This window comes from Pseudomonas sp. WS 5059, assembly GCF_012985525.1.
Taxonomy (GTDB): domain Bacteria; phylum Pseudomonadota; class Gammaproteobacteria; order Pseudomonadales; family Pseudomonadaceae; genus Aquipseudomonas.
Genome location: NZ_JAAQWO010000004.1, coordinates 201,520 through 220,441, shown reverse-complemented (window position 1 = coordinate 220,441; position 18,922 = coordinate 201,520). Strand labels below are relative to the sequence as shown.

General features: G+C 61.4%; 17 protein-coding genes and 1 tRNA gene. 10 read left to right on the top strand and 8 right to left on the bottom strand.

Translation table 11 applies throughout. From position 1 onward, the window contains the following. Window positions 1-14: 14 nt before the first annotated feature. The 4 genes from HBO12_RS13410 (at window position 15) to HBO12_RS13395 (ending at window position 4,122) form a co-directional block, all read left to right on the top strand. Window positions 15-1,322: a S41 family peptidase gene (locus HBO12_RS13410; RefSeq protein ID WP_169955646.1), complete on the top strand. Its 1,308-nt coding sequence runs from the start codon at window positions 15-17 to the stop codon at window positions 1,320-1,322. 1 nt (window position 1,323) lies between these two features. Continuing rightward, window positions 1,324-2,097, top strand: a complete 774-nt coding sequence (locus tag HBO12_RS13405; protein WP_169955645.1) for a divergent polysaccharide deacetylase family protein — start codon at window positions 1,324-1,326, stop codon at window positions 2,095-2,097. 69 nt (window positions 2,098-2,166) lie between these two features. Further along, the gene (locus HBO12_RS28395; RefSeq protein ID WP_262376982.1) at window positions 2,167-2,709 is read left to right on the top strand and encodes a hypothetical protein; all 543 of its coding nucleotides are present in this window, start codon (window positions 2,167-2,169) and stop codon (window positions 2,707-2,709) included. Between the two features lie 153 nt (window positions 2,710-2,862). Continuing rightward, a complete protein-coding gene (locus HBO12_RS13395; RefSeq protein WP_169955644.1) occupies window positions 2,863-4,122 on the top strand; it encodes a Vps62-related protein in 1,260 nt (419 codons plus the stop codon). Window positions 4,123-4,126: 4 nt separating this feature from the next. On the opposite strand, the gene HBO12_RS13390 is transcribed toward HBO12_RS13395, so the two are convergent. The 7 genes from HBO12_RS13390 to HBO12_RS13360 all read right to left on the bottom strand — a co-directional run bounded on the left by HBO12_RS13390 (window position 4,127) and on the right by HBO12_RS13360 (window position 9,894). After that, window positions 4,127-4,882 carry a substrate-binding periplasmic protein gene (locus tag HBO12_RS13390; protein WP_169955643.1) on the bottom strand — a complete coding sequence of 252 codons (756 nt, stop codon included), beginning with the start codon at window positions 4,880-4,882 and terminating at the stop codon, window positions 4,127-4,129. 66 nt (window positions 4,883-4,948) lie between these two features. Then, complete coding sequence (gene hisF, locus HBO12_RS13385; RefSeq protein WP_003171107.1) at window positions 4,949-5,719, bottom strand: imidazole glycerol phosphate synthase subunit HisF; 771 nt, start codon at window positions 5,717-5,719, stop codon at window positions 4,949-4,951. A 9-nt stretch (window positions 5,720-5,728) separates the two neighbouring features. Then, window positions 5,729-6,466: a 1-(5-phosphoribosyl)-5-[(5-phosphoribosylamino)methylideneamino]imidazole-4-carboxamide isomerase gene (hisA, locus tag HBO12_RS13380; RefSeq protein WP_038445290.1), complete on the bottom strand. Its 738-nt coding sequence runs from the start codon at window positions 6,464-6,466 to the stop codon at window positions 5,729-5,731. A 39-nt stretch (window positions 6,467-6,505) separates the two neighbouring features. Then, a complete protein-coding gene (locus HBO12_RS13375; protein WP_169955642.1) occupies window positions 6,506-6,763 on the bottom strand; it encodes a DUF2164 domain-containing protein in 258 nt (85 codons plus the stop codon). Beyond that, window positions 6,763-7,401 carry an imidazole glycerol phosphate synthase subunit HisH gene (gene hisH, locus HBO12_RS13370; RefSeq protein ID WP_057437127.1) on the bottom strand — a complete coding sequence of 213 codons (639 nt, stop codon included), beginning with the start codon at window positions 7,399-7,401 and terminating at the stop codon, window positions 6,763-6,765. Before hisH ends, HBO12_RS13375 begins: the two co-directional genes overlap by 1 nt. Then, entirely contained in the window at window positions 7,401-7,994 is a 594-nt protein-coding gene (hisB, locus tag HBO12_RS13365) for an imidazoleglycerol-phosphate dehydratase HisB (RefSeq protein WP_003218037.1), read from the bottom strand. Before hisB ends, hisH begins: the two co-directional genes overlap by 1 nt. A gap of 238 nt (window positions 7,995-8,232) precedes the next feature. Continuing rightward, window positions 8,233-9,894, bottom strand: a complete 1,662-nt coding sequence (locus HBO12_RS13360) for an OFA family MFS transporter (RefSeq protein ID WP_169955640.1) — start codon at window positions 9,892-9,894, stop codon at window positions 8,233-8,235. Window positions 9,895-10,190: 296 nt separating this feature from the next. On the opposite strand from HBO12_RS13360, the gene HBO12_RS13355 reads away from it, so the two are divergent. From HBO12_RS13355 to HBO12_RS13330, 6 genes are all read left to right on the top strand, one after another. Further along, a complete protein-coding gene (locus tag HBO12_RS13355) occupies window positions 10,191-12,410 on the top strand; it encodes an AsmA family protein (RefSeq protein WP_170042365.1) in 2,220 nt (739 codons plus the stop codon). Continuing rightward, the gene (gene mutY, locus HBO12_RS13350; RefSeq protein ID WP_170042364.1) at window positions 12,407-13,474 is read left to right on the top strand and encodes an A/G-specific adenine glycosylase; all 1,068 of its coding nucleotides are present in this window, start codon (window positions 12,407-12,409) and stop codon (window positions 13,472-13,474) included. Before HBO12_RS13355 ends, mutY begins: the two co-directional genes overlap by 4 nt. Next, complete coding sequence (locus HBO12_RS13345; protein WP_038445278.1) at window positions 13,471-13,743, top strand: oxidative damage protection protein; 273 nt, start codon at window positions 13,471-13,473, stop codon at window positions 13,741-13,743. The genes mutY and HBO12_RS13345 overlap by 4 nt, the downstream gene beginning before the upstream one ends. Before the next feature lie 103 nt (window positions 13,744-13,846). Next, window positions 13,847-13,922, top strand: a tRNA-Phe gene (locus HBO12_RS13340). 206 nt (window positions 13,923-14,128) lie between these two features. After that, window positions 14,129-14,797, top strand: coding sequence for a YajG family lipoprotein (locus tag HBO12_RS13335; RefSeq protein WP_169955637.1), 669 nt, complete (start codon window positions 14,129-14,131; stop codon window positions 14,795-14,797). Window positions 14,798-15,102: 305 nt separating this feature from the next. Then, window positions 15,103-17,178 (top strand): TonB-dependent siderophore receptor, encoded by a 2,076-nt coding sequence (locus HBO12_RS13330; RefSeq protein WP_170042363.1) that lies wholly within the window; start codon window positions 15,103-15,105, stop codon window positions 17,176-17,178. A 34-nt stretch (window positions 17,179-17,212) separates the two neighbouring features. On the opposite strand, the gene HBO12_RS13325 is transcribed toward HBO12_RS13330, so the two are convergent. Further along, window positions 17,213-18,853: an ArnT family glycosyltransferase gene (locus tag HBO12_RS13325; RefSeq protein ID WP_170042362.1), complete on the bottom strand. Its 1,641-nt coding sequence runs from the start codon at window positions 18,851-18,853 to the stop codon at window positions 17,213-17,215. Window positions 18,854-18,922 lie beyond the last annotated feature (69 nt).

The following is an 18,922-nucleotide window of genomic DNA, read 5'->3' as shown; positions in this document are numbered from 1 at the left end:
GGAGTTCGTTCGACATGCTGCATTTGTCCCGCCTCACTTCGCTGGCCCTGACGATCGCCCTGGTGATCGGCGCGCCTATGGCATTCGCCGACCAGACCGCCCCGTCAGCCACGGCCGCGACCACCAAGGCACCGCTGCCGCTGGACGAATTGCGCACCTTTGCCGAGGTCATGGACCGGATCAAGGCAGCCTATGTCGAACCTGTGGACGACAAGACCCTGCTGGAAAATGCCATCAAAGGCATGCTCAGCAACCTCGACCCGCACTCTGCCTACCTGGGTCCGGAAGATTTCGCCGAGCTGCAGGAAAGCACCAGCGGCGAATTCGGTGGCCTGGGCATCGAGGTCGGCGCCGAGGACGGCATCATCAAGGTGGTGTCGCCAATCGATGACACCCCGGCGTCCAAGGCCGGCATCCAGGCCGGCGACCTGATCGTCAAGATCAATGGCCAGCCGACCCGTGGCCAGACCATGACCGAAGCCGTCGACAAGATGCGCGGCAAGGTCGGCCAGAAAATCACCCTGACCCTGGTGCGTGACGGCGGCAGCCCGTTTGACGTGACCCTGACCCGCGCCACCATCGTGGTCAAGAGCGTGAAGAGCCAATTGCTGGAATCGGGTTACGGCTACATCCGCATCACCCAGTTCCAGGTCAAGACCGGCGACGAAGTGGCCAAGGCCCTGGCCAAGCTGCGCAAGGACAACGGCAAGAAGCTCAACGGCATTGTCCTGGACCTGCGCAACAACCCCGGCGGCGTACTGCAATCGGCGGTGGAAGTGGTCGATCACTTCATCACCAAGGGCTTGATCGTCTACACCAAGGGCCGCATCGCCAACTCCGAACTGCGCTTCTCGGCCACCGGCAAGGACCTCAGCGAAAACGTCCCGCTGGCAGTACTGATCAACGGCGGCAGCGCCTCGGCCTCGGAAATCGTCGCCGGCGCCCTGCAAGACCAGAAACGCGGTGTACTGATGGGCACCACCAGCTTCGGCAAGGGCTCGGTGCAAACCGTGCTGCCGCTGAACAACGAGCGTGCGCTGAAGATCACCACGGCGCTGTACTACACGCCTAATGGTCGTTCGATCCAGGCCCAGGGCATCGTGCCGGATATCGAGGTGCGTCGGGCCAAGATCACCAACGAGAGCGACAACGAATACTTCAAGGAAGCCGACCTGCAAGGTCACCTGGGCAATGGCAACGGCGGCGCCGACCAGCCAAGCGGCAGCGGCCCGAAAGCCAAGCCGATGCCACAGGACGACGACTACCAACTGGCCCAGGCGTTGAGCCTGCTCAAGGGCCTGAGCATTACGCGCAGCCGTTGATATGCGTTTTGCGCTCATCCTCGCACTGTTGTGCAGCCTGGCAGGAGTCGCCCAAGCGACTCCTGCCGACCAGCCCCACAAAGCCTACCTGACCCTGATCATCGACGACCTTGGGCAAAACCTGCCCAGGGATCGTCGCGTGCTGGCCCTGCCCGGCCCGGTGACGGCGGCGATCATGCCCGATACCCCGCACGCCGCCGAGTTCGCCCGCGAAGCCCATCGCGCCGGCAAGATCGTGATCCTGCACATGCCCATGGACCCGGCCACCGGCCCGTTCGCCTGGCACCCCGAGCTGCCTGTCGAAGAACTGGGCAAGCGCCTGGATGCAGCGTTCAAGGCCGTGCCCTACACCGCCGGCATCAACAACCATATGGGCAGCCGCATGACCGCTGAGCCTGGCGCCATGGCGTGGTTGATGGGCGAGTTGCAGCGCCGGCACAAGTTTTTCGTCGACAGCCGCACCAGCGCCAAGACCGTGGCCGCCGCCGAGGCACAGAAGATCAACCTGGCCCACGTCTCGCGGGATGTATTTCTGGATGACGAACGCACCGAAGCGGCCATCACCACGCAGTTGCAGACGGCTATCAAGCTGGCGCACAAACAGGGTTCGGCAGTGATGATCGGCCACCCATACCCACAGACCCTGGCGGTGCTGGAGCGCGAGCTGCCCAAGCTCAAGGCCCAGGGCGTCGAGTGGATTGATATCAAGCTGATGATCAGTGTGCGCAGCAACCAGGCCATGAGCGGCCACGGCAAAAATGGCATCTACCGCTAGATAGCTACCGCACCGCCGCACGTGAACACCTGAATAGTGAGCGGACAACACTCAACTATCAGGATGATCATGACCCCCTCTCGACACCTTCTCTCTGGGCTGTTGCCCAGTGCCCTTTACACAACCCTCATCGCCGCGCCCAGGCTTCTGCACAATAACCGGCAACAGCACCAAAGCCAGGCCCTGTGTACCGCCAGCCTGCTGGATACGCGCAATGCGCACGGAAAATCCGGTCCGGCCTATGTGGTGACCAGCAGCCATTGTCTGCATCGTCTCGGCGGTCTGGTGCATGAGGATCTGCCGATCAAGGGCAGCGTCAACTTCAACTATTTCGACGACACCCTGGAAACCATCAAGGCTCATCCACTCAAAACCCTCAAGTGGAGCAGCAGCCAAGGGGTGGACCTGGCCATCGTCGAGCTGCACACCTCGCTGGCAAGCCTGATTGACGATGGGATCACGCCCTTGAAACTGGCTGAGGCCGCGCCCGCCGATGGCGCTGACATTCTGGCCCTGACAGCGCGCCTATCGACGCCCGCAACGCCTATATCAACGACCCTATTGGCCCGCAAACCGCCCAGAACCCATCGCTCTGTTTCGCCCACTCGATGACGCGGTCAGCGGGCCAGAGGACCACCTCACCAAGATCCTTTTTGTAAATAACAAGCCTGTCAAAGTCTGCACCTATGCCTGTGATCAGGCCGACCAACCCTCAACCCTGCGGGTTGACTTCATAAAGCCTCGCTAACAACCGGAGCCCCACGAATGGAATCGATAAAATTTGGCAATCTGCTCATTAATTTCACAACGGAGTTCAGTCGACTCTGGGACAACAAGGGTTCACCCAACGCAGCACCCGTCAGTTTTTGGCGCCCGGTACCGTCCGCCGACTTCCTCACCGACTATTTTCCGCTCGGCGACCATGCGGTTGCCGGACACGACGGTATCAACCATAAAGCCACGGTCGCTGTGGTATCGGAGGCCCCTGCACTAACCGAAGAAGAGCGCAGTAAAGGCAACGCACTCATGCCACCCATCGAGTTCGAAAAAGTGTGGGATGACAAAGGCTCCAGTGCCCATTCGAACGGGGCCATCTGGCGCCCGCTTCCACCCACCGGCTATGTAGCAATGGGACTGGTGGCCACTGACGGCTACGAAAAGCCCTCACTCAACACGATCCGGTGCGTTCGAGCGGATCTGGTGATTGCCTCATACATCAGCGACCCGATCTGGAATAACAGGCGCAGCCCCGCCCGGCTGGACTTCAGCGCCTGGGGCATCAGCCCTCCAGGGGCGGCGGCAGGCGAGGTGTACCTGTCGGCAGGAACCTTTGTCGGAGTCGCCAGCTATACCAAACCCTCGGTACACATTGCGGCTTATTCATTGCGCATGCAGATCCCCCTGCAGGCCAAGGCCCCGCCTCCGGCGCCAGCACTTGCAAGCGAGCGACAGCCTTCGCCTTTCGAAAAGGCCGAAGTGACCTATATCGCAAAACTGGCCTGGTTTACCGTCACGGACCCCAATCTGTCGCCCCTCCAACAACTGCGTACGTCCCCCACTTACCGACTGGAACGATCGGACAAATACATATTGGTCGGGTTTGGTCATAACAACAGCTCGCTGAACCAGACCTTCAAATGGACCGCTACGCGAGGGCAGAACGGCAGTAGCCTCAAGACACTGACCGACACCACGGCCATCGAAATTGGCACTGAATGGGGTTTCAACGTGTGGGGCGCTTCGGGCAAGGTCTCGGCAAAACTCAGCGGCAGCCTCACGCACACGCAAACGTCCTCCGAAGGGTGGACCAGCTCGACCACTTTTGAAGTCAACGCCACAGTTCCCGCGCACAAGGCGGTAGCCGTCTATCTGGTGCAAAGCAATTACAAGCTGCTGCGGGAAAACGGTACGCAAGTGTCAACTAGCATCAGCTACACCGACGGTGACAGTGTGTATTGGAGCGAATACCCACCGGCCCGTGAATGCGCGGTCACTTGCAAGCCGTTGCCAGCGCCTGCCTCATGAACCGCTAGAGATAGCGCGCCATGATCTGATCGACCACGCCTTCCTTACGTAGCTGATCCAGCGCCGCCTGCAGTTTGGCCACCACCTCATCCGGCACGTCCTTGTTCAGTGCCAGATACAGCTGGGCACTGTTGAAGCGCAGCACCGTCTTGAGCCCGGAAACACCGACCTGGCGCGCCAGATACCGCCCGGCGGGGTCGCCGGTGGCCCAGAGGTCGATCTGCCCCTCCATGAGCTTTTGCGCATTGTCCTGGTCGCGCAGCACGATAATCGGCTTGAGCCCGCGTTTTTCCAGGGTCTGGGCAATGGCATCGCCTTTATAGGCACCGATCTTGTAGGTGCGGGCGTGCTCAAGGTCGGTCAGTTGGATGCTGCTGTCGGCCCTGGCCAGCAGCACCCAGTCATCCGGGCCGATGGGGCCGACCCACTTGAACAACGCTTCGCGGTCCGGCAGGCGCGCCATTACGAATACGCCGTAGCCTGGCTGTTCCAGGGCGAGTTTATAGATCCGCTCCCAGGGGAAGCGCAACGTGAGGTTGTAGGAAATGCCGGCCTGCTTGAAGGTCTCGCGGACAATGTCCACCGCAATGCCTTCGATGTTCTCGTCCTTGGCAAAATTCTTGCCGTTTTTCGCCATGTTGTAAGGCGGAAAGTTTTCCGTCAGCAGCACCAGGGAGGTGCCGGAAGGCTCGGCGGCGTTGGCCGAGCCCGCCAACAGAATGGAAGAACTGGCGAGGGCAAGCAGCAGGTCTTTGAACATGTAGGGTTACCGGAATCCATGGCAGGCCCCAGAGTGCCGCGAGCCTGTCATGGTGTCCAGTGGCGTTTAGCGTACGACGATGCCGCGTGCAGCCATGTAGGCCTTGGCCTCGGGAACGGTGTATTCGCCAAAGTGGAAAATGCTCGCCGCCAACACCGCACTGGCGTGGCCTTCGATGACGCCATCGGCCAGGTGTTGCAGGTTGCCCACCCCACCGGACGCAATCACTGGAATGCCCAGTGCGTCACTGATGGCGCGGGTCACGCCCAGGTCGAAGCCGTTTTTCATGCCGTCCTGGTCCATGCTGGTCAGCAAAATCTCACCGGCGCCCAGGCCTTCCATCTTCATCGCCCACTCCACCGCATCCAGGCCGGTAGGCTTGCGCCCGCCGTGGGTGAAGATCTCCCAACGCGGGGTTTCACCGGGGCCTGAGACTTTCTTGGCGTCGATGGCGACGACGATGCATTGTGAACCGAAATGCTGCGCGGCCTCGCCGACAAACTCCGGGTTGAACACCGCCGCAGTGTTGATCGAAACCTTGTCTGCACCCGCGTTAAGCAGGTTGCGGATGTCTTGCACGGTGCGCACGCCACCGCCCACGGTCAGCGGGATAAACACCTGGCTGGCCATGCGCTCCACGGTATGGAGCGTGGTGTCGCGGCCGTCGACGCTGGCGGTGATGTCGAGAAAGGTAATCTCGTCGGCGCCCTGCTCGTCGTAGCGACGGGCAATTTCCACCGGGTCGCCGGCGTCACGGATGTTCTCGAACTTGACGCCCTTGACCACCCGACCGTTGTCGACGTCCAGGCAAGGGATGATGCGTTTGGCCAGCGCCATGGTCAGTCCTCAGCCTTTGTAGGCATCGCAGTAAGCCTGGGCTTCGGCGACGTCCAGGGTGCCTTCGTAGATCGCGCGGCCAGTGATGGCGCCAATGATCCCCGGCGCCTTGGCGTCCAGCAGCGACTTGATATCGCCCAGGTTGTGGATACCACCGGAAGCGATCACCGGGATTTTGGTGGCAGCCGCCAGCGCCGCGGTAAACGGTACGTTGCAGCCCTGCATCATGCCGTCTTTGGCGATGTCGGTATAAACGATGGCGGACACACCGTCGGCTTCGAACTGCTTGGCCAGGTCGATTACCTGCACGGTGCTGATTTGCGCCCAGCCGTCTGTAGCGACGAAACCATCCTTGGCGTCCAGGCCCACGATGACCTTGCCGGGGAACGCGCGGCAGGCCTCGGCGACGAAGGCCGGGTCTTTCACGGCCTTGGTGCCGATGATCACGTAGCTCACGCCCGCCTTGACGTAGTGCTCGATGGTTTCCAGGGAGCGGATACCGCCACCGATCTGGATCGGCAGGTTCGGGTAGCGCTTGGCGATGGCCGTCACCACTTCGCCATTGACCGGCTGGCCTTCGAAGGCGCCGTTCAAGTCCACCAGATGCAGGCGACGGCAGCCGCCCTCCACCCACTTGGCAGCCATGCTCACCGGGTCATCGGAGAACACCGTGGAATCTTCCATGCGGCCCTGGCGCAGACGTACGCAAGCGCCGTCCTTGAGATCGATAGCGGGGATAATCAGCATCTGGCAAACCTTATTCGATATTCAGCATTGCTCGGAAAATCAGGGTTTTTCGAGCGCCCACAAGTCGCTTTCGATGCTCTCGAACCTTTCTTTAAGGTGCGTCTGGGCATCGAAAATCGCCCTGTTGTAATAGTGCGGAGCAATTTCAGTGGTGAACAGTTCGAGGATCTCAGCCACCTCGAACGACCCGAGACGGAGCTCGAAGCGGTCTTCCATGAAACGCTTGATCTTGTCGGTCGCCTCACTCTCCTGCTGGGGAGTGAGGTTGAGGATCGGCGGCTTGATCTTCTTGGCCATTACCAGCGCCCGTCCCAGCTGGCGAAGTTCTGCAGCAACTGCAGGCCATGGGTATGGCTTTTCTCCGGGTGGAACTGCACGGCAAAGCGCGAGCCTTCGGCCAGGGCTGCGGCGAAATCGACGCCGTAGTGCCCGCCACCCACCACCTGGCGCGGGTTACCGGCGGCAATGTAGTAGCTGTGCACGAAGTAGAAACGCGCCATGTCCGGGATGTCGTGCCACAACGGGTGATCGACGGTGCGGCGCACTTCGTTCCAGCCCATGTGCGGGACTTTCAGATGTTCGCCGTCTTCGTGCAGATCCTTGCCGAAAAACTTCACCGCGCCTGGGAACAGGCCGATGCAGTCGACGCCGCCGTTCTCTTCACTGCGGTCGAGCAAGGCTTGCATGCCCACGCAGATCCCGAGGAACGGCCGGTCCTGGCTGACTTCGCGCACCAGGCTGTCAAAGCCCAGGCGGCGGATTTCGGCCATGCAATCGCGAATAGCGCCCACACCGGGGAACACCACACGGTCGGCTTCGCGGATCACCTGCGCATCGCTGGTGATCAGCACCTTGCCGGCACCGACGTGTTCGAGGGCCTTGGCCACCGAATGCAGGTTGCCCATGCCGTAGTCGATAACCGCGACCGTCTGCATTACAGAACGCCCTTGGTCGACGGCATTTGCCCGGCCATGCGGTCATCCAGCTCCACCGCCATGCGCAGGGCGCGGCCGAAAGCCTTGAACACGGTTTCGATCTGGTGGTGGGTGTTGGTGCCGCGCAGGTTGTCGATGTGCAGGCTGACCAGGGCGTGGTTGACGAAGCCCTGGAAGAATTCCTGGAACAGGTCCACATCAAAGCCGCCCACGGTGGCGCGGGTGTAGGGCACGTGCATCTGCAGGCCTGGGCGGCCCGAGAAGTCGATGACCACACGCGACAGCGCCTCATCCAGCGGGACATAGGCGTGGCCGTAACGGCGGATGCCTTTTTTGTCGCCGATGGCCTTGGCAAACGCCTGGCCGAGGGTGATGCCGACATCCTCCACGGTGTGGTGGTCGTCGATATGCAGGTCGCCCTTGCTGACGATATCCAGGTCGATCAGCCCATGACGGGCGATTTGATCCAGCATGTGCTCAAGAAAAGGGACACCGATATCAAATCGGGCCTTTCCGGTGCCATCCAGGTTGATCGAGGCTTTGATCTGGGTTTCCAGAGTGTCGCGCTCGACGGACGCCTTACGTTCGGCCATCACCAGCTCCGCAAAATCATTGGGCGAAAAAGGTGGCCATTATAGGGGCTGCGGGCGCTAAACAGAAACATCGAAGGGGATAAGACTGACGGCCTGTCGGGGATAGACATGTGCATACAACCCCCGACAAGCACGCAACAACCCTTGTAGGAGCCGGCTTGCCGGCGAAGCATTCGCAAGATCAGCATCGACCTCACTGACGCCATCGCCGGCAAGCCGGCTCCTATAGGTTTTTACATCAGTGGAATAGCACTGCAGTCTTCTGCAAGGTCACCCACACGCCCCACGCCAGCGGGATACCTACAACCAGCCAGGCAGCAATGGCCAATGGCACGGTGCCAGAGGCTGCTTTCCACTCCAGGGAAGTGCTGGCATCGGCGCCCTTGTCATGGCCCAGGGCCTGTTCGGCAGCCAGTTCGGCGTCGGTCATGAAGTACTTGTCGGCCACCGGGCGTACCAGCAGGTTGCAGATAAAGCCCAGCACCAGCAGGCCGGCGAGGATGTACAAGGTGATGTCATAGGCCGCGGCGCGTTCGACGCCGATGCTCAACTGATACTCACGCAAGTAGTTCACCAACACCGGGCCCAGCACGCCGGCCGCCGCCCAGGCGGTGAGCAGGCGACCGTGGATCGCGCCGACCATTTGCGTGCCGAACAGGTCCGCCAGGTAGGCCGGTACGGTCGCGAAGCCGCCGCCGTACATCGACAGGATGATGCAGAACGCCGCCACGAACAGCGAGACGTTGCCCAGGTGGCCGAGGTTCGGGATCAGCGCATACAGGGCAAAGCCCAGGGCGAAGAACACGAAGTAGGTGTTCTTACGGCCCAGGTAGTCGGAAAACGACGCCCAGAAGAACCGCCCACCAATGTTGAACAGGCTCAGCAGCCCGGTGAAACCCGCCGCGATGGCGGCGATGGAGGCCAGTTGCCCGGCATCCAGTTGACCAAATGGCACGTCCACGCCCAGCAGCTTGCCGCCAAACACTTCCTGCAACAGCGGCGACGCCATGCCGAGGATGCCGATACCGGCCGATACGTTCAGGCACAGCACCAGCCAGACCAGGCGAAATTGCGGGGTTTTCCAGGCCACGTTCACGTGCACGTGACGGTGGGTGATCATCGCGTTGCTGGCTTTTTTCGCCGGCGCGGTCCAGCCCTCAGGCTTCCAGCCGGTCGGTGGCACGCGGTAGGACAAGGCACCGCCGATCATGAACACGAAGTAGATCGCGGCCATTACCAAAAAGCTCTGCCACACGCCCACGCCGGTCGGCGAGGCAAAGTGGCCCATCAGCGCTGCCGCCAGCGGCGCACCGACCATCGCCCCGCCGCCAAAGCCCATGATCGCCATGCCGGTGGCCATGCCGCGCTTGTCCGGGAACCACTTGATCAGGGTCGAGACCGGCGAGATATAGCCCAGGCCCAGGCCAATACCGCCAATCACCCCCGAGCCGAGCCACATCAGCCAGATCTGGTGGGTATAAATCCCCAGCGCCGAGATCAGCAGGCCACCACACCAGCACAGTGCCGAGACCACACCGGCCTTGCGCGGCCCGGCGTGTTCCAGCCAGCCGCCCCAGATCGCTGCCGAGCAGCCCAGGAAGATGAAGAACAGGGTGTAGATCCAGCCCAGCATGGAGATCGGCCAGTCGCAGGACGACGAGAAGATCTGCGCGATAAAGCTCATGTCCGGCGCACAAGCCACCGGCGCGGTCACACCCAGCGCCTTGGACAGTGGCAGCCAGAACACCGAGAAGCCGTAGGCCATGCCGATGCACAAGTGGATGGCCAGGGCGGCCGGCGGAACCAGCCAGCGGTTGAAACCGGGCTTGGCGATGATGCGCTCCTTGGACAGGAACGCAGGCTGCGCAGCAGTAACGCCGGCCGCAGTGCTAGTGTTCATTGGTGTTTCCCCCAGTTATTGGTCTGTGTTCGCCAGGCGCTCTCCTCCTCGGCCTTTGCACGCAATGCGTGGCCGTTTTGTCGAGTGAAGCTCCTTGTAGGCGCGACGTTTCGTCGCAGAAGGCGGGCGAACGCGCAAAGATTAGCATCTGGCGCAGCGAGAGAAACCAAACTGACACTACCTTTTTCGGTTCATCTGTTTTGTTTGACACTATGTAACGATGCGTAAACAGCCGTGGACCTCGCGGCGTTATACTCTGCGGCTAAATTTTAAAATCGACACACAAGGACTCGCCCATGAAAGCGTTCGGCAAAATCCTGGGTCTGGTACTTCTCGGGCTGTTGCTGATCATTGTGGCTCTGGGCTTTGCCCTGACCCACCTCTTCGATCCCAACGACTATAAAGACGAGATTCGCCAGATTGCCCGCGACAAGGCCCACATCGAGCTGACGCTCAATGGCGATATCGGCTGGAGCCTGTTCCCCTGGCTGGGCCTGGAGTTGCATGAAGCCAGCGTGGCTACCCTGAGCAATCCTGCCCAACCGTTTGCCGACCTGCAGATGCTCGGCCTGTCGGTACGCGTGCTGCCGCTGCTGCGCCGCGAAGTGCAGATGAGCGATGTGCGCGTCGAGGGCCTGAACCTGCGCCTGACCCGCGACAAGCAAGGCCATGGCAACTGGGAAGATATCGGCAAGGCACCGCCCGTCGTGGCTACCGGTACCGCCGATGCACCCGCGACGACTGCGCCAACCACGGCGCCAGCGCCGGAGAAACCGGCCCAGCCGATCCGCCTGGACATCGACAGCCTGACGGTCAACAACGCCCGCATCGAGTACAACGACGAGCAGACCGGCAAGCAGTTCAGCGCCGAAAGCATTCAGTTGAGCACCGGTGCCGTGCATGAAGGCGCAAGCATTCCGGTCAAGCTCACCGCGTTCTTCGGCAGCAACCAGCCGGTAATGCGGGTCAAGAGCGAGCTCAACGGCGAGCTGCGTTTTGATCGTGCCCTCAAGCGCTATCAGTTCGAAGACATGAAAATCGCAGGCGAAGCCACTGGCGAGCCGCTGCAAGGCAAGACCGTGACGTTTGCCACCCAGGGCCAGTTACTGGTGGACCTGTCGGCAAACATTGCCGAGTGGACCGGCCTCAAGCTCTCGCTCAACCAACTGCGGGCACTGGGCGAACTGAAGGTCAACGACCTGGATAAAACCCCGCAGATCAGCGGCGCCCTGTCGATTGCCCAGTTTGACCTGGCCAAGTTCCTCGACAGCGTCGGCCAGCCGCTACCGGCCATGGCCCCAGAGAGCCTGAGCAAGGTCGAACTGGTCAGCCGCCTGCAAGGCACGCCGTCGAGCATGGCCCTGGAAGACCTCAACCTCAAAGTCGATGGCAGCACCTTCACCGGGCGCCTGGCGGTGGAGGACTTTGCCAAGCAAGCCCTGCGCGTGCAGTTGAAGGCCGACACGTTCAATGCCGACCACTACCTGCCCGCCAAGTCCGAGGCCGCCAACAGCGCCGCCGTTGCGCGCAAGGCCGAGGTGCAGAGCAGCGAAGCCGGGGCCATGGCCGCCGGTGGCACCACGCCGTTGCCGGACGCGCCGACCAAAGGCGCCTGGAGCACCGACAAGCTGCTCCCGCTGGCGCGCCTGCGCAGCCTGGACGTGATTGCCGACCTGTCCTTCGGCCAACTGACCCTGAGCCAGTTGCCCATCGAGAATGCAGCACTCAAGGCCTCCGGCCAGGGTGGCCAACTCAAGCTCGACACCTTGAGCGGCGGTCTCTACAACGGCACGTTCCAGGCCAGCGGCAGCCTCGATGCACGGGAGGATGTGCCGGTGCTGGCGCTACAAACCAAAATCAAGCAAGTGCCGGTCGAGCGGATCCTGCAGGCCCAGGGGCAAACCCCGCCGGTCAAGGGCCAGATCACCCTCGACAGCAACCTGAGCGGGCGTGGCAACAGCCAGAAAGCGCTGATCGACAGCCTCAACGGCACCGCCAGCTTCGTCATCAACAATGGTGTGCTGCTCAATGCCAACCTTGAGCAACAGCTGTGCACCGGCATTGCCCTGCTCAACCGCAAGACCCTGGCCGCCACACCGCGCAGCAAGGACACCCCGTTCCAGGAACTCAAGGGCAACCTGACCTTGCGTAATGGCGTGGCCAGCAACCCGGACCTGAAAGTGCGCATCCCCGGCCTGACCGTCAACGGCAATGGCGACGTGGACCTGCGCGTACTGGGCATGGACTACCGCGTGGGCATCATCGTCGAAGGCGACAAGCGCGACATGCCGGACCCGGCCTGCCAGGTCGGCTCGAACTTCCAGGGCATCGAAGTACCGCTGCGCTGCCGTGGCCCGTTGGAACTGGGCGCCAAGGCCTGCCGCCTGGACAAGGACGGCCTGGGCCAGGTGGCCGCTAAAATGGCGGGCAACAAACTCAGCGAGAAGATTGAAGAGAAGCTCGACAAGGTCAATCCCAAGCTCAAAGACGCCCTCAAAGGTTTGTTCAACCGATGAGAAACGAGCAATTTTCAGCGGCCGTGCTCGACTGGTACGACCGTCACGGCCGCCATGACCTGCCCTGGCAACAGGGCATCACCCCGTATCGGGTGTGGGTCTCGGAAATCATGCTGCAACAGACCCAGGTCAGCACCGTACTCAATTACTTCGATCGCTTCATGGCTTCGCTGCCAACGGTCGAAGCCCTGGCGGCCGCGCCGGAAGATGAAGTGCTGCACCTGTGGACCGGGCTGGGCTACTACACCCGGGCACGCAACCTGCAAAAGACCGCGAAGATTGTCGTCGCCGAATACGGCGGCGAGTTTCCCCGCGATGTAGAGAAACTCACCGAGCTGCCGGGCATCGGCCTGTCCACCGCCGGCGCCATCGCCAGCCTGAGCATGGGCCTGCGCGCGCCGATCCTCGACGGTAACGTCAAGCGCGTGCTGGCACGCTTTACCGCCCAGGAAGGCTACCCGGGCGAGCCCAAGGTGGCCAAGCAGCTGTGGGCCACTGCCGAGCGCTTTACGCCCCACGACCGCGTCAACGCCTACACCCAGGCCATGATGGACATGGGCGCCACCCTCTGCACCCGCAGCAAACCCAGTTGCCTGCTGTGCCCCCTGGAAAAGGGCTGCGAGGCGCACATGCTGGGCCTGGAAACCCGCTACCCGATCCCCAAGCCACGCAAGACCATCCCGCAAAAGCGCACGCTGATGCCGATACTGGCCAACCAGGAGGGCGCGATCCTGCTTTACCGTCGCCCCTCTACAGGGCTGTGGGGCGGGCTGTGGAGCTTGCCGGAACTGGACGACCTGAACGACCTGGAACACCTGGCCAACCAGCACTCACTGGCGCTGGGCAAACATCAGGAACTACCCGAGCTGGTGCACACCTTCAGCCACTTCCAGTTGGCTATCGAACCCTGGCTGGTGCAGGTCGAGGAATCGGCCCATCACGTGGCCGAGGCCGACTGGCTCTGGTATAACCTCGCCACCCCGCCGCGCCTGGGCCTTGCCGCCCCGGTGAAAAAACTGCTGAAGCGCGCGGCCGACGTATTGAACGCAGGAGTTTCGTCATGACCCGCACCATCATCTGCCGCAAGTATCACGAAGAACTGCCCGCCCTGGAGCGCGCCCCATTCCCGGGCGCCAAGGGCCAGGACATTTTCGACCACGTCTCCGCCAAGGCCTGGGCCGACTGGCAGAAGCACCAGACCCTGCTGATCAACGAAAAACGCCTGAACATGATGAACGCCGAAGACCGCAAATATCTGCAGGGCGAGATGGACAAGTACTTTTCCGGCGAGGATTACGCCAAGGCCGACGGCTACGTGCCGCCTGCTCAATAATTGAGCAAAAACCGGGGTTGGCACGTAAGCGACGGTAATAATTAAATATTTTTTGAAAACTTGCTTGACGACCCCCTGAAAAACCCGTTTAATGCGCCCCGTTGCCCAGATAGCTCAGTCGGTAGAGCAGGGGATTGAAAATCCCCGTGTCGGCGGTTCGATTCCGTCTCTGGGCACCACTTATTAGTTTCAGGTGGTGCAAACATCATCTGAAACACACAAGAAACCCGCCTAGTGCGGGTTTTTTGTTGCCTGCGATTTAGTGCGCCAGCGCCCCTCTGGTTACTTTTAGGTTAACGCCAAGCCTCACGGGCATCCGATGTGTTATTTATCGCGCCGCTCAACCGTCTAGCCTTAATCCACTCTTCAGCAAGGTAGTTACTTCATGACCCGGTATTTGTTCTGCACGCTGTTAATGCTGACAGCGCTGCTCAGCGGATGCGCCACGACGATGGACGTCGCGATCAATGCAACCCCTGATCCGGACTATCACTTTGACCGACAGGCGCCCGTGCTGGTGACATCGGTCGGCGGCAATAGCGAGAATGCGCTCAATGCCCGCTACTACCTGCGCGACATGGTCAGCGCCATGAAGGACCAGGGGTTTCGCGAGGTCTATACCGACGTGACCCTGCCCAAGAATCGCACGCCAAAAATCACCATCACCCTCGATATCGACAGCCACCAGGTGACCTACCGCTATACCGCCACCGAGTATGGGCAGGTGCCAACCAGCACCTCTACCGTGTGCAAGAACAGCAAGAAAAAAAGCGACCAGATGATCTGCACCAGCACGCCGAACACCACCTATGGCCCGGTAGGCAGCTCGGAACGCACCGGCTACACCACACTCACCACCTTCACCGCCACGGCTCGGGATGAAGCGAGCAAACGCGCGGTGTACCTGCTGCGGGTAACGTCCTACAACGAGGACTGCCAGGCGGCCAAGGTCGAGGCCTTCCTGGTACAGCAGGGCCTGCAGAACCTGAACTTCCAGGACCGTGTGCAGCGCAACTACAGCGTCACGATGCCCGAGGGGTATCGCTGCAAATAGTTCGTCGCCCCATTCCAGGTAGTGCAGGGCGAATGTCACTTCGCAGTCCTGCCTGACTGCCAGCCTTGATTGCCCCTCCCCGCACAGGGCGACCCCACCCGGTCGCCCGCATCAAACATCCCCCCCGCCAAAAAGCCAGGCTCGACTGAAGCCCATAGTTGCTAATAGCAATTATTATCATTTAAGCTGGCGCGCAAAATCCCCCCTGCACCACTAAAAATAATCAAGGAGCTGCGATGCCTTCTGCACGCGAGCCAGGTTCATGGTTGAAGGCACTTGGCCTTGCCCCCTTAGGATTCGCTTCGATGCTTGCCCCCGCCGCCTTCGCGGCCGAGGAAAAAGGCCAGCTCGAACTGCCCAGCCAAAGCATTACGGCAACTGCCTCAGAAGAAACGGCCGACGGCCCGGTCAAAGGCTATGTTGCCAAGCGCAGTGCAACGGGGGTCAAGACTGACACCCCAATCACTGAGATCCCCCAGTCGATCTCCGTCATCAGCGCCGACCGCATGCGCGATCAGGGCGCACTGACCGTGCAAGACGCATTGCGGTATGTTTCTGGGGTGCGGGCCGAGACCTTCGGGCTCGATAGCCGGGGAGACTGGTCGAAAGTGCGAGGCAGCTCGCCGGCCCTGTTCCTGGATGGTTTACAGCAGAGCTTCGGTACTTACACCAACGTGCGCACCGACCCCTTCACCCTGGAACGCCTTGAAGTGCTCAAGGGCCCCGCGTCGATGCTGTATGGGCAAAGCCCCGTGGGGGGCCTGATCAACCAGGTCAGCAAACGCCCCAAAGCCGAACAGCACACCGAAGTGCAACTGCAATACGGCAATTACAACCGCCAGCAGGTCGCCGTGGACACCACCGGTTCCCTGAACCCACAAGGCACGCTGCTGTACCGGCTGGTGGCGATCCAGCGCGACAGTGACACTCAGGTTGATCATGTCAAAGACAACCGCCAGGTCCTGATGCCATCGCTGACCTGGCGCCCCAACGACGATATCGACTGGACCCTCCTGGCCAACATCCAGCGCGATGACAGCGGCTCCACCACGCAGTTCTTCCCACACAAAGGTACCGTCTGGAACGCGCCATATGGCCGGATCCACAGCAACCGGTTCGCCAGCGAGCCAGGCTTTGACGAATACGACAGTGACCAGACAGCGCTGACGTCGCAATTTTCGTGGCATCTGAACGATACGTGGACCCTGCGCCAAAACCTGCGCTGGCAAAAAAGCAAAGTCAGCTACCAATCGATTTACTCGGTATTTGCCAAAAACCCACCGTTCAAGCCCGATAACCAGACCCTCGACCGCGTCTATTACGTTTCCAAACCCGAGGTCAAAGTGTGGGTCGCCGACCAAAACGCCGAGGCTCGATTTGACACCGGCCCGCTCCAACACACCCTGTTGCTGGGAGGCGACTACCAGCATGCCGTCTCCAACCGGGACGGCGCCAGCGGCAACGCAACACCACTGAACGTGTACGAACCGGTGTATGGCACCTTTGATCCCTCTGTCATTCGCCTCACCGCAGACCCGGAGCAACGGGTCATGCAAAAAGGGCTTTATGCCCAGGACCAGATCAAATACGAGCAGTGGTTGTTGACCCTGGGCCTGCGCAAGGACTGGTCCGCCAGCCAGACCCAAGGCAGCGCCCGACAAAAGGACGACAAGCTGACCGGCCGCGCGGGCCTGACCTATCTGTTCGACAACGGCATAGCGCCCTACTTGAGCTACAGCGAATCATTCCAGCCCCAAATCGGCCTCAACCGGCGAACGCTGGAGCCCTACGTACCGCTCAAGGGCAAACAATGGGAGCTGGGCGTGAAATATCAGCCGGTTGGCAGCAACAGTCTCTACACCGCAGCGGTGTATGACATTCGCGAGCAGAACCGGCGCATGCCCGACCCCCTGGATGCGATGAACACCCTGCAAAGTGGTGAAACCCGTGCCCGTGGGCTGGAGCTCGAAGCCCTGGTGACAGTCACGCCCGCCTGGGACCTGATTGGCACCTACAGCTACACCGACACCACCGTCATCAAGGGCTCGCCCGCCGAGCAAGGCAAACGCCTGGCCAGCGTTCCAGAGAACATGGCGTCGGTATGGAGCCAGCATCGATTCAGCATCGGCGACATTTCCGGGTTCAGCGTCGGGGCAGGCATTCGCTATGTAGGAACCAGCTGGGATGGGGCCGACCGGCTGAAAACACCGTCTTCCACCCTGGTGGACGCGATGCTCGGGTATCGCTACCAGAACTGGAACCTGAGCCTCAACGCGACCAACCTGGAAGACAAGACCTACTACACCACATGCCTGGCACGAGGTGACTGCTTCATCGGCAACCGTCGTACGCTCGTCGGTACACTGGCCTACAACTTTTGATCGAGCTGTAAGACCACGACACTGCGGCGGCTGATCACGGCACCCGGAACACCAACAACGGGTTGTCATTGAGTCGCCCATTGAACGCTGGGGCCAGGTGCTCCAGCGGCGTGGCCTGCAGCAGTTCGGTTTCCTTGCGCGCGACGATGACCCAGGACGAGCGCGGCAGCGCGTTCAGTTGCGCAAGGTCGTCACGCCCGACAAACAGCGGCTGCTCGTCATGGCCCAGGTTCATGATGTAGCGAATGGCCCAGGTGTCCTTGCCGAGGTTGAGAAACACCAACGGTCCGGGGTGCTCGGCCCGCAGGTTTTCCACCGCACCAACAAAGTTTTTGGTGTCGAATTGCAGGTCCTTGGCCGGCTCCACGACCGTCACCAGTACCAGCCATTGAGTGGCCAGCGCGATCAGGCTGAGCGTCACCAGTCGCGGCCCCACACGGCCGTGCAAACGACGCCAGGCAGCCACCGCCGCCAGTTGCAGGACGACCAGCAGCGCAATCAATCCCGGCACTGAAACATCAGGCCAGTAACCGTGCTTGCTCCACAGCTGCCGGCAGACCAGGACCACGACAAGCCCCAGCAGCGGCAGGACCGCCACCAGCCACTCATAACCCCGACGCACCCCAAGCAACCAGCCCCGGGCCTGTAGCAGCCCGTAGGCCGCCACCGCGGCAAACATCGGGACCATCGGCAGGATGTAGTAGGCGCGCTTGAAGTTCGGCACCGATAACCCCAGCAGGATCATCAGGCCACAGCCGCCCAGGCGCAGCATCAGCCGCACATCGGCATCTTCATTGCGCGCCGACCAGGTGTGGCGCAGGGCAATCAACGTCGCCAGCGCCAGCGGGATCACCGGGAAGTAGCGATACAGGCTCAGCTTGAAGTAGAAGTAGAACGGTTCGCCGCTTTCATCCAGGCGGCCGGCCACCTGCATCTTCATCACCTCATCGGCAAAAGCATCACCCCCGGTGATCCGCGCCAGCTTCAGCAACACCCACCAACAGGCAAGGAGTAGGACCAGGCCGATCACGCCGTGGGCAATCACCTTTTTCAGCAAGCCAATCTTCTCTTCCCGCGAACGGGCAGGCCCCAGCGCCCAATACACGCAGGCAACACCACAGACCTCGATCAACCCCAAAGGGCCACGAATGGCAAAGGCCGCCACAAACAGGGGAAAGATTGCGTATTGGCGCAGCCGCGAGCCCAGGCGCTCGCCGGTGTGCAGCAGGTAGAAACAGCCCAGGCACAGCAGGGAGACCATCTGGTCCAGGCAGACTGAACGCGACTTCTCCAGCAATTGCGCGGTCAAGGCCGTCAGCACTACCGTCAGCAACGCCCAGGCCCGCCCGGAGGGCACCAGCAAACGGTAGACCAGGCCCATGACCCCGGCCGACGCCAGGGCGGTGGGCAGCACGTTAGCCAGGTCGTTAGGCGCACCGAACAACCGGGCAAAGAGCAGGCTGAAATAAGTCGCCGTCCCTGGGTAATCCGGGTAAGGCTCACCGTAGGTGGTAGGGAAAAGACTCGCGCCGTGGCGGAACATCTCCTGCATGAACACCGCCCAACGCCCGTCAAACCCTTGCGGCTGTTGATCCCAGATGCCCAGGGTAAATAACAACAAGGCCACCAGGAAAACACCCAGGGCCTCCACACGAAAACGGTTGCGGTGTTCCATGGTTTAACCTGCCAGGGCCGGGGGAGATGCTGGCGTATATTGCCGGCAGCACGCCTGAATCGCGCCTGA